This is a genomic window from Streptomyces sp. NPDC045778, assembly GCF_056431945.1.
This window is the reverse complement of the sequence record NZ_JBWKJZ010000041.1, coordinates 60799-72125: the sequence shown is the minus strand read 5'-3', so window position 1 is coordinate 72125 and position 11327 is coordinate 60799. Positions and strand designations below refer to the sequence as shown.

General features: G+C 73.6%; 10 protein-coding genes. 2 read left to right on the top strand and 8 right to left on the bottom strand.

Annotated elements, in window-relative coordinates; translation table 11 throughout:
* From AC07GB_RS35080 to AC07GB_RS35050, 7 genes are all read right to left on the bottom strand, one after another.
* On the bottom strand, window positions 1-431 hold a 431-nt coding region (locus tag AC07GB_RS35080; protein WP_478852734.1), incomplete at its 3' end, for an SPFH domain-containing protein.
* A gap of 113 nt (window positions 432-544) precedes the next feature.
* Complete coding sequence (locus tag AC07GB_RS35075) at window positions 545-1447, bottom strand: S1 family peptidase (protein ID WP_478852733.1); 903 nt, start codon at window positions 1445-1447, stop codon at window positions 545-547.
* A 257-nt stretch (window positions 1448-1704) separates the two neighbouring features.
* The gene (locus AC07GB_RS35070; RefSeq protein WP_478852732.1) at window positions 1705-2508 is read right to left on the bottom strand and encodes a DUF1684 domain-containing protein; all 804 of its coding nucleotides are present in this window, start codon (window positions 2506-2508) and stop codon (window positions 1705-1707) included.
* A gap of 5 nt (window positions 2509-2513) precedes the next feature.
* Window positions 2514-3836, bottom strand: coding sequence for an NtaA/DmoA family FMN-dependent monooxygenase (locus AC07GB_RS35065; RefSeq protein WP_478852730.1), 1323 nt, complete (start codon window positions 3834-3836; stop codon window positions 2514-2516).
* The gene (locus tag AC07GB_RS35060) at window positions 3833-4918 is read right to left on the bottom strand and encodes an LLM class flavin-dependent oxidoreductase (protein WP_478852728.1); all 1086 of its coding nucleotides are present in this window, start codon (window positions 4916-4918) and stop codon (window positions 3833-3835) included. Before AC07GB_RS35060 ends, AC07GB_RS35065 begins: the two co-directional genes overlap by 4 nt.
* A 26-nt stretch (window positions 4919-4944) precedes the next feature.
* Window positions 4945-6753, bottom strand: a complete 1809-nt coding sequence (locus tag AC07GB_RS35055; protein WP_478852726.1) for an FAD/NAD(P)-binding protein — start codon at window positions 6751-6753, stop codon at window positions 4945-4947.
* Window positions 6750-7613 carry an amino acid ABC transporter permease gene (locus AC07GB_RS35050; protein ID WP_478852724.1) on the bottom strand — a complete coding sequence of 288 codons (864 nt, stop codon included), beginning with the start codon at window positions 7611-7613 and terminating at the stop codon, window positions 6750-6752. Before AC07GB_RS35050 ends, AC07GB_RS35055 begins: the two co-directional genes overlap by 4 nt.
* Before the next feature lie 622 nt (window positions 7614-8235).
* Between AC07GB_RS35050 and AC07GB_RS35045 the strand changes: the two genes are divergently transcribed.
* Window positions 8236-9186 (top strand): ABC transporter substrate-binding protein, encoded by a 951-nt coding sequence (locus AC07GB_RS35045; protein WP_478852722.1) that lies wholly within the window; start codon window positions 8236-8238, stop codon window positions 9184-9186.
* Between the two features lie 31 nt (window positions 9187-9217).
* Here the strand turns inward: AC07GB_RS35045 and AC07GB_RS35040 are convergent, their stop codons facing one another.
* Window positions 9218-10483, bottom strand: coding sequence for a DUF5685 family protein (locus tag AC07GB_RS35040; RefSeq protein ID WP_478852720.1), 1266 nt, complete (start codon window positions 10481-10483; stop codon window positions 9218-9220).
* 400 nt (window positions 10484-10883) lie between these two features.
* On the opposite strand from AC07GB_RS35040, the gene AC07GB_RS35035 reads away from it, so the two are divergent.
* Window positions 10884-11327, top strand: a complete 444-nt coding sequence (locus AC07GB_RS35035) for a cell division protein SepF (protein WP_478852718.1) — start codon at window positions 10884-10886, stop codon at window positions 11325-11327.

Below are 11327 nucleotides of genomic sequence, written 5' to 3'. Positions count from 1 at the left end.
AGGTCGTCCAGGTCGCTCTTGCCGATGATGGAGCGCAGCGAGGTCTGGGCCATCTGCGAGACCGCGAAGCGGTAGTCCTCGACCTGGATGATCGCATTGGCCGCGTCCACGACCTTGAAGTACACGACCGCGTCCACGCGCACCGTGACGTTGTCCCGCGTGATGCCCTCCTGCGCCGGCACCGGCATCGTCACGATCCGCATGCTGACCTTGCGCATCCGGTCCACACCCGGCACCACCAGCGTGAACCCCGGCCCGCGCACCCCCTCCTGGAGCCGCCCGAGACGCAGCACCACACCCCGCTCGTACTGCTTGACGACGCGCGCCGCGGACAGCAGGTACACCGCTCCGGCGGACGCGACGGCCGCTCCGGCCGCCACCAGTTCCTCGACCACGACGGCCCCCGGGGTCTCATGGGGCGAATAGGGCATGCAGTACGAAGGTAACGCGCCGCCCACCCCAGGGCGAGCCCCGTGACACGCCAAGGGCGAGCCCCCGCCCGGGAGTTGGGCGGGGGCTCGCCGGACCGGCTCGGGGTGCGGTGTCAGTACACGCTGACGTTGTACGCGTTCAGCGCCTCGACGACCGGCTGGAAGAACGTCGTACCGCCGGACGAGCAGTTGCCGCTGCCGCCGGAGGTCAGGCCGAGCGCGGTGGAGCCCGCGTACAGGGGCCCGCCGCTGTCGCCGGGCTCGGCACACACGGTGGTCCTGGTCAGGCCGCTGACAACGTCACCGCTGCCGTAGTTCACGGTCTGGTTCAGGGCGGTGACACGGCCGCTGTGCGTGCCGGTGGTCGAGCCGCGCCGCGTCACGTTCTGGCCGACGGTCGGGTTGGCCGCCCGGGTGATGTCCTGGCTGCCGACGGTCCCCGGCTTGGAGATCGAGTTGTTCGTGTAGCGCACGAGCCCGTAGTCGTTGCCGGGGAAGCTGGACCCCGCCGTCGTACCGAGCACGGTGGTCTTCGCCGAGTTCGCCCACCACGTGCCGGCGCCGTCGGTGCAGTGGCCCGCGGTCACGAAGAAGTAGGCGCCGCTGCTGTTGCGGACGTTGAAGCCCAGGGAGCAGCGCCAGCTGTCCGCGTAGATGGCGTCGCCGCCGGAGGCGTACTTCTGGAACTTCCCGGGCGTGCGCTCGATCTTGAGAGCGCCCGCCTTGTCGCCCGCGGCCTTCTTCAGGGCGGCGATCTCGGCCGCGGACACCGTGCTGTCGGCGGTCACGACGACCTTGCCGGTCTTCGCGTCGACGCCCCAGGCGGTGCCCGCCACGTCCGCTTCGAGGACGGCGTCACTGGCCGCCGTGAGGTCGGATGCGCTGTACGTACGCGCCTCGTCGGCGCTGGCGGCGGGTACGGCGAGAGCGGCGGCGGCCACGAGGCCGGTCGCGACGGCGACCGTGCGGGAGTGTCTCGTTATGCCGCCGCGGGGGGTGGTGCGCTTGATCCTCACTGCTGGTTCCTCCCGAGGGAAGTCAGGGGGCCCGTGGGGGCCGGGCCCGTGAGGCGCAGCCATCGGACACGGCGGATTCCGGTTACGCCGTGCTCCTGACAAGCGCTGCACGGGAGTATTCGGCGGGGTGTCACACAGCACAAGGGGCCGTTTCCGGACGCTGCGGCCGGTTTCCGACGCAGGGCCCTTGCGGTGCCGAAGGGCGCGGGCCTGTGCCCCCCGGCGGCCCCGGTGACGTGTCACCGGGGCCGCGCGGCTCAGTGACGTGACACGTTCCGCTCCCCCGCGGCGACGCCGACGGACAGCGTGTTGCCGGGCGGCGGGAACGGGCAGATGAAGTGGTCGGCGAACGCGCACGGCGGCAGCAGCGCGCGGTTGAAGTCGACCGTGACGCGGCCGCCGGCGCCGGGCGCGGGGGGCCGCAGGAAGCGGAACCGGAAGCTGGAGTCGCCGCTGGTGGCGTCGGCGAACACGGCCCACAGCGAGCCGTCGTCCTCCACGCTCACCCGCAGCGTGTGGTCCTGCCCGGCCAGGTGGAAGGCGAGTTCACCGCCGAGCCCGAGGCCGCGCTCCACGCCGTCGGCGTTGGAGACCCGCACGGTGCGCTCCTCCCCGTACGGGGTGAACCGGCCCTCCACCGCGAACCGCGGGTCGTACGGGGTGGCCTCGATGCCGGCGAAGGCGCGCCGCGCGGGGGCGTCGGGGTCGAAGTCGCGCACCGCCCACAGGTCTTCGCGGCGCAGCACGACGAGGCGGCGCTCACCGGCCGCGACGCGCGCGTGCGTGACCGGGCCGGGGTCGGCGGTGAGCCGGGCCGTGCCGGAGAAGGGCTGTCCGTCGAGGGTGAGGCCGTCGGCGGCGGCCGCGGTCAGGACGACCTCGTCGCCGTCGCCGGACCAGTGGCCCGGAAGGCCCGGCAGGGCGCCGTCCGGGTGGTCGGCGAGCCAGTGCGTGCCGGTGAGGGAGAGCGGGCCGTAGGGCGCGGACACCGTCTCGACGCGCTGTGCGTGCCACTGCTGCCAGCGGCGGAGCGTCTCCTCGCTGGTGCTTGTCGTACTCATGGTGATCAACCCTTCCGTACGGGCTCGGGCAGCCCGAGGTGTGAGCGCAGCGTCGCGCCCTCGTATTCCGTACGGAAAGCGCCGCGCTCCTGGAGCAGCGGCACCACCCGTTCGACGAACTCGTCGAGCCCGCCCGGCGTCAGGTGCGGGATGAGGATGAAGCCGTCGGCGGCGTCGGTCCGCACGAACTCGTCGAGCTGCTCGGCGACGGCGGCGGGCGTGCCGATGAAGGACTGCCGCCCGGTCGTCTCGATCACCGTCTGGTGGAGGGAGAGGCCCTTGGCCCGGGACAGCGCGCGCCACTTCTCGGCGACCGCGAACCGGTCACCGACCGGCACCCGGCCCTGGACGAGCGTCGAGTCCGGGTCCGGGTCGATGCCGGGCAGCGGCCCGTCCGGGTCGTACGCGGACAGGTCGACGCCCCACACCTGCTCCGCGGCCAGGAGGGCGTTCTGCGGCGAGACCTGCCGGCGGCGGATCTCGACGGCCCGCTCCTGCGCCTCGGCTGCGGTGTCGCCGAGGACGAGGGTGACGCCGGGCATGATCTTGAGGTCGTCGGGGCCGCGGCCGTACCGGGCGAGGCGGCCCTTGACGTCCGCGTAGAACGCGCGGCCCGCCTCCAGGGTGCCGTGCCTGGTGAAGATCACGTCGGCGGCCGACGCGGCGAACTCGCGGCCCTCGGGCGAGTCCCCGGCCTGGATCACGACGGGGTGACCCTGCGGCGGCCGCCGCACGCCGAACTCCCCGGCGATGTCGAAGTGCCGCCCGCTGTGCGCGAACGACCGCGGCTCGCCCGCGCCGGGCGCCCAGGAGTCCCACAGCTCCCGGGCCGTGGCGACGAACTCGGCGGCGCGGGTGTAGCGCTCGGCGCGGTCGAGGAAGCCGCCGCGCCGGAAGTTCTCGCCGGTGAAGGCGTCGGACGAGGTGACGACGTTCCAGGCGGCGCGGCCGCCGCTGAGGTGGTCGAGCGAGGCGAGCCTGCGGGCCAGTTCGTAGGGCTCGTTGAAGGTCGCGTTGACCGTGGCGGCGAGGCCGAGCCGGTCGGTGACGGCGGCGAGGGCGCTCAGGACGGTGAGGGACTCGGGCCTGCCGACGACGTCCAGGTCGTGGACGCGGCCCTTGTGCTCGCGCAGCCTGAGGCCCTCGGCGAGGAAGAAGAAGTCGAAGAGCCCGCGTTCGGCGGTGCGCGCCAGGTGCGTGAAGGACGAGAACTCGATCTGCGAGCGCGACCGGGGGTCGGCCCACACGGTGGTGCTGTTCACGCCGGGGAAGTGGGCGGCGAGATGGATCCGCTTGCGCGTACGGGATCCGTGGGTGCGGGCCGTCATGACGCCTCCCCCGCGTGCGCGGCGTAGCGGTTGGCGGGCCGGGCGAGGCCCAGGTGCTCCCGGAGCGTGGCGCCGGGGTAGAAGGTGCGGAAGAGGCCGCGGTGCTGGAGCAGCGAGACCGTGCCGTTGACCAGGCGCTCCAGGTCGCGCCGCGGCTCCACGGGCGTGAGGTGGAAGCCGTCGGCGGCGCCCGCCGCGTGCCAGGCGGCGATGAGGTCGGCCAGGTCGACGGGCCCGCCCCGGTAGAGCGGCCCGTCGGCGGTGGGGTGCGGGCCGCCGCCGTGCCCGGGCCGCGCGGCGCACTCGCCGCCGCCGAGGTCGACGACGAGCGCGGCGAGCACCCGCAGCTCCGCCGGGTCCCGGCCGAACGCCGCCGCGCGGTCGCGCAGGTCGGCGCGTGCGGCCCCCGCCTGGGCCGGGCTCGCGGCCCGGACCAGGGCGACGTCCGCGTGCCGGGCGGCCACGTCGCGGGCGGGCCCCGCGGTGGCGTCGACGACGACCACGGGGTGGCCCTGCGGCGGCCGCGGGACGATGGAGGGCCCGCGCACAAAGAAGCCGGTGCCCTCGAAGTCGACGTAGTGCAGCTTGTCCCGGTCGACGAAGCGGCCGGTGGCCACGTCGCGGATCTCGGCGTCGTCCTCCCAGCTGTCCCACAGCCGCCGGGCGACGTCGGCGACCTCACCGGCCTCGCGCCACAGCGCCTCGCGCGGTGCGGCCCTGCGCCGCCCGAAGAGCCTGGCCTCGGCCTCGGTGGTGGACACCTCGATCGTCCACCCGGCCCGGCCGTGGCTGACCCAGTCGAGCGTGGCCACGGCCGCCTGCACGTGGAAGGGCTCGGTGTGCGTGGTGGTGACGGCCGGCACCAGGCCGACGCGGCCGGTGGCGGGCGCGACGCGGGAGAGCACGGCGAGCGCGTCGAGCCCGCGGCGGGCGAAGCCGTCGCCGAGCGTCACGAAGTCGAGGGCGCCGTGCTCGGCGAGCCGGGCCAGGTCGACGAAGGGCGCTGCGTCATGGGTGCCGGGCAGGTCCACGGCGGCGGCGAGATGCAGCGGACCGCGGCAGGGGGGTGGGCTTGCGGACATCGGAGAACACCTCTCTCGGGCGGCGGTCACCGCCCGGCCTCGGGCGGGAAGGTCTCGTGCAGGAAGGTGAGGACGGCGCGCGCGGTGGCGTCGTTCTGCCGGAAGGACGGGCTGTTGGTGCGCGGCCGGGTGAAGGCGCCCGCGCCGCGTGCGTCGGTGTGCGGGCCGAGGGCGAAGCGGCGCGGGTGCGGACTTCCCGTGCGGTCCCTGACCCTGCCGTCGGCGGGGTCGACGGCGAGGAGCCCGTCGGGCGTCTCGGCCACCCCCTCGGCGTGCAGGGCGCGCAGCAGCGGGTCGCGGGTGCGGGCGAGCGTGGGCTGCGGCAGGCGCGCCTCGACCAGGGCGCGGGCCTCCACGTACTGTCCGGGCACGGTGGCGCTGGTGGCCCGGAACACCCCGTCGCGCGCCTCGACGCGCAGGTCCGCGCCGAGGAACCGCACGATCCCCGCGCGGGACAGGGCGAGGAGCTGGCGAAGGCGCGGCCCGGGCGGCCCCGACGCGAGATAGCTGAAGTAGCCGTGCCACCACGGCCCGATGTCGCCGAGCCGGGTGAGCTGCCCGTAGACGGAGAGCAGGCCGAGGAAGACGGCGAGGTCGGGGCTGTGCGCGGGGTCGTGACGGCGGGTGAGGTCGGCGGCGATGTAGGCCCGCAGCCCCTCCTGGAGCCCTTCGTACGAGGAGTGCCGGACGCCGTCGAGCGGGTGGTCGAGGGCGGTGAGGTCGAGCCGGTCGGCGGGGTCGGGCACGGCGGTGGAGACGAGGGCGTGCAGTTCGGGGCTGCCGGGCGGGCACGCGGCGTACTTCTCGTCGAAGTCGTGCCAGGCGACGGCCGTGCGCTCGGGGTGGGCGGCGAACAGGCGGTGGTAGTGGGCGAAGCCCAGCTCCTTCTCGATCAGCGGCCACACGTCGCGCCCGAAGTCGAAGCCGCCGGGCCGGGCGAGCAGCTCGTCGATCTGGGCGGGGCCCAAGTAGCGCGGCAGCGGCGGCCGTTCGCCGTCGTCCCAGGAGTAGCCGAGCTTGGAGTGGTACGGCACGCCGCGCCGCGAGCCGACGTACAGGACCGGCTCACGGCCCGACGGCACATAGGTGTCGCCTTCGTAGCGCCCGCCGCGGCCCTCGGTGAGGAGCACCATGAGGTCGACGAAGGCGAGGCCGAAGCCGCGCACCAGCACGTTCCGGCCGGGTTCGAGGGCGCTGAGGTCGCTGTCCGCGGTGAAGTCGGGCGGCAGGTGGACGAGGCCGTGGCGCCGGGCGTGGCGTGCCAGATGCCGCTGCTCGGGGTCGGGTTCGGCGTCGAGGTGGCCCTGGGCGAGGATGACGAGGTCGCCGAGGAGGGGCCGGGAGCTGCCTTCGAGCCACACCCGCTGGCGGCCGGCGCGGGGCCCGGTCAGGCGCAGGGCTCGGCGGGCGTGGTGGCGCACGGTGATGCCGGGCGGCAGCGCGGCCACGGACGTCTCGTACACCCAGCGCAGATAGGCGCCCTGCGTGCGGCGCCCGGCGAAGGTCTGCCCGTCGACGCCCGCCCATTCGTGCAGCGCGGGCCCGGGTCTGACGGGCCCCGCCACCTCCACCGTGTCGTCGGTGAAGAGGGTGACGTCCTGCGCGTGCGAGTTCATCCACAGCAGGGGTGACTGCCGCTCCCGCCAGATCCGCCCGGGGCCCGGCGGGTACGGGTCGACGAGGTGGATGTCCAGGCGCGCCCCGGGGTACAGGGACGGCGCGTTGGCGGCGATGCGCTCGATCAGGCCGGTGGCGCGCGGGCCCGCGCCGACGATCACGAGCGTGGGCGTCCCCGCGCACCGGCCACTTCTGCACGGGGTCGTCGCGGTGCTCATCGGGCGGACTCCGAGCCGCGCGCGTAGTGCCGCTCCACGTAGTACTGCCCGACGCTGAGCACGGAGGTGACGACGACGTACCAGAGCGTGGCGACGAGCAGGAGCGGGATGATCTGGTAGGTGCGGTGGTACACGAGCTGCACGGAGTACAGCAGGTCCTGCACGGCGATGACGCTGACGATGGAGGTGCCCTTGAGCGTGCCGATCAGCATGTTGCCCGCCGGGGGCACGATGGAGCGCATGGCCTGCGGAAGAACGATTCTCCAAAAGCGGCGCCACCGGCCGAGCCCGAGCGACTGCGCGGCCTCGGTCTGGCCCCGGTCGACGGAGAAGATGCCGCCGCGCACGACCTCGGCGGCGTAGGCGGCCTCGTGCAGGGTGAGCCCGATGACGGCGATGGTGACGGGCCCGAGCAGGTCCACGGTCTTGACGCCGAGCAGCGTCGGGTACAGCGCGCCGATGTTGAACCAGAAGAGGAGCTGCACCAGGATCGGCATCGACCGGAAGAACCAGACGTAGCCCCAACTGACCGCCCGCAGGACGGGGTTGCTCGAAAGCCTGCCGAGGGCGAGCAGGGTGCCGAGCGCGAAGCCGAGCACCATCACCGCGGCGGTCAGCCACAGCGTGAGCCACAGTCCGCGCAGGACGGCGGCGGTGGTGAAGTAGTCGCCGACGACGTCCCATTGGAAGGCGTCGTTGCGCACGACGGAGTTCAGGGCGAGCGCGAGCGCCGCGACGACCACGGCGGCGGCCGCCCACTGGCCGAGATGGCGCCGGGGCACGATGCGCGGCTCGGCCGGATGGTCTCTGGAGGGGTCGGGCCGGTGGACGGCCACCTCGGTGAGGGCGTCGGATGACATGCGAAGGCTCCGATGGTGCGAGTGATGCCTTCACATGCGCCGCGTGCGACACGCGGGCCACGCCGGGCCGACCGGCCCGCACGGAGCGAGCCCCTCAGCACGCGTCCGCCTCCCGAGACTACGTGGCACGTCGCGCCCGCTGTCAAGGCCGACCGCCGCGCCGTCTCACGCGTCTGTCCAGAATATGAGCCGTACGTCTCAACGCAGTTGACGCCCTACCGGATGCCTGTTCCACTTGTGCTCATGCATCCGCAGCAGTGGCTGGTCACGCGCTCCCACATCGACTTCGGTCGCGTGTGGTCGGCGTCTTGTTGACGCTCCTCTGAGCCGACCGCCCCGCCGCGCCTCCGGGCCCTTCGCCCACCGCGTCCCACTCCTCGGACCGGTCGTCTCACCTTTCTCCGGTACTCCCGCACGTCGCGTTCCCGCGTTCCCGCACCTCCGTACGCGGTACGCGCCCGTACCCCCGTACGGACGCCGTCCCGTGCGTCCGCCCTGCCCGAACTCCCGCGCGTCCGCGCGCGGTCGCCCCCGTCTTCACACGCGTCCGTGGACGCGGCCACACCCCTCCCCTCGCTCACTCGTCCCGTCCCCGCGCCCCGACCCCGGAGAACCTCACGCCATGCGCACGTCCCGCACGTCCCTGTCCGCCTTCGCCCTGATCACCGCCGCCGCGCTCGCGCTCACCGCGTGCGGCTCCGGCGGCTCGTCCGACACCGCGGCGGGCGCGGCGCCCGCGGGCGGGAGCGGTCGGCTGCCGACGACGGACGTGGTGTCGTCGGTCAAGAAGAACGCGAAGGCGGCGAGTCTCCTGCCCGCCGGCGTCCGCGAGCGCGGCACCCTCAGAATCGCCACCAGCGTCGGCGGCACCCCACCGGGCTCCGCCTATCTGGAGGACGGCAGGACCGTCGTCGGCCAGGACATCGACTTCGCCGACGCCGTCGCCAAGACCCTCGGCCTGCGCCTGAAGCGGGAGACCGCGAGTTTCGAGGCGATCCTGCCGGCCCTCGGCAGCGGCAAGTACGACCTGGGGACCGGCAACTTCGGCGTCACGGAGGAGCGCCGCAGGACGATCGACTTCGTCACCTACATCAACGACGGCCAGGGCTTCGCCGCCCGCGACGACAGCAAGCTCAAGAAGGTCACGGACTTCCGTCAGCTGTGCGGCCTGGACGTGGCCACCGGCGCGGGCACCACGTTCGAGGTGACCCTGGAGGACAACAAGCACGTGTGCGCCGACGCGGGCGAGAAGCCCTACAGCGTCAAGACGTACACCGAGCAGGGCGCCCTCTGGGGCTCCCTGCGGCAGGGCCGCAGCGACGTGGTGATGTCCACCATCAACGGCCTGCGGTACGCGGTGAAGCAGCAGGAGGGCCTGAAGTTCCTCGGCGAGTTCCGCCGCCTGGACGTGGGCTTCGCGTTCAAGAAGGGCACGAAGCTGGCGCCCGCGTTCCAGGCGGCGGTCAATCAGCTCATCGAGGACGGGACGTACGACCGCATCCTGAAGAAGTGGGGCACCCGGGCGTCGGCGATCGACGCGTCCCGGATCTCACCGCCGGAGATCAAGGACTGACCCGGCGTCACCCCGGCGGGCGGGGCCGTGGCTAGCAGTCGCACGCGCAGCAGTCGCAGCACTCGCACGGGCAGTCGCAGTCCCGGCAGGCGCCCTTGCGCTTCTTCCGGGACCACGGCCCTTCGTACTCGTCGGCGCAGCACAGCCGGCACGTGCAGCACAGGCCGGTCGCGACGAGGCAGCCCGCCCAGAACCCGCGCGGTTTCTTCGGCTCACCGGACCAGGGGCCGAAGCCCCCGCCGCCGTGGCCGCCACCGCCGGCCGAGCCGCCGTGCCCGCCGCCGTACGCGTCGCCGTAGGGGGAGCCGCCGCCTCCGTACGGCGAGCCACTGCCGGAGCCGCCGTAGGGCCCTTGGCCGCTCCCGCCGCCGTACGAACCGTCGTACGCCGTCACGTCGAGGCCGGTCGCGCCCCGCGCCTCGTGCGGGGCGTGGCCGCAGGACGCCGTCCCGAACGCCCGGTCCACCGAACGGGCCAGCTCGTGCACGAGCAGGAAGTGCGCGAGCTTCGCGTCGGTGAACTCCACCTCGGCGAGGGCGAGCCGGATGCCGTGCAGGGCGTCGTCGGCGAAGCGGCGCGCCTCGGCGGCCGTGGTGCGGGTGGCCTCGATCGGGTTCCAGGCACCCGCGGCGGCGTCGGCCTGCCGGTCCTCCACGGCGTCCAGCAGGTGCGCGAGCCTGCCGAAGAGCCGCCCCGCCTCGGCGAGCGGCTCCGCGTTGCCGGGGCGGCCCGCGAGGACGGCGGTGTGCGCGAAGGCGGCCGCGGTGGCCGTCTCGGTGGGCTCGGTGACGGTCAGCAGGGACGTGCCGGGGCCCGCCAGGGCCTCGATGCCCTCCTGCCGCTCCACGGCGTCGAGGAGGACGGCCGTGTCGAAGCCCACGTCGGCGCCGGTGCGCGCGCCCGCCCGGTCCCAGCGCCCGGCGACCCGGCGCGCGGCGGCGGCCACCGGCCTGCGGGCCAACAGGCCGTCGCCGTCCACGACGTGGTCGCGCACCTTCGCGGACGCGAGCACGAGCGAGACGGCGGCGGCGAGCCGCGCGCCCTCGCCGCGGGCGACGGAGGCGGTGCGCATCCCGCGCAGCGGGCAGGGGCCCGCGGTGCGCCGCCAACCGGTGGTGCGCTCGGCCTGAGCCTCCGTCAGGACCGAGATGATGAGCCCGTCGTAGTTGGTCACGACGCGCGCGAACTGTCCGTGGTCACCGCGCAGCGCGAGGCAGAGCCCGCACAAGTGCGCCATCCACTGGGTCTTGAGCCCTTCGCCGAGGCGGTGGGCGCAGGGCCTGACGATTCCGAACAAGACGTTTCCCCCCGTGTGCTCCCCCGTGCGCCCGACGTGTCGCCCACGCGCTCCGCCAGTGGTTCACCAGCGGTCCGACGCGTGATCGGGCGGCTACTGACGGTCCGTCAACGGCAACTCGGCGCCGCGGCACGGACTCCCCGCGGGCATCGTAGCGACCGGCCCGTTCACCCGGACGCACCGCGCGTCACCCGGACGCCGCGACAAATCATATTTCACTCTCAGTCAGCAGCCGGGCACGGCAATCCCCTTGAAGAATCACGTCTGTCGCCCTGTTGACTGTGCACCAGTACCGTCACGAAACCCCCGTGCGGCGTCTATCCCCTTGGCGCACCATCCGCATCATGGACGACGATAGGGGTTGCGGAACACGAGCAGACCGCAGCGAGAGGAGGCGTCCATGGGATCGGTGCGCAAGGCGAGTGCCTGGCTTGGCCTCGTCGACGACAACAACGACGAGCGTTACTACGACGGCTACGAAGACGACGGGGCCGATGGCCCCGAGTCCGACGCCTGGGTCACGGACCCGCGCGTGAAGGTGGCGTCGGACGCGGCCGAGGAGAAGGGCGCCAGGATCGGCACCGTCACGCCGGACAGCTTCCGCGACGCCCGGGGCATCGGCGAGCTGTTCCGCGACGGGGTTCCGGTCATCGTGAACCTCACGTCGATGGATCCCGCCGACGCCAAGCGCGTGGTGGACTTCGCGGCCGGGCTCATCTTCGGACTGCGCGGGTCCATCGACCGGGTGGCGCACCGCGTCTTCCTGCTGACCCCGGCCCACACGGAGATCGTCAACGGCGAGGGCCCCGGCCGCCGCGCGGACGGCTTCTTCAACCAGAGCTGA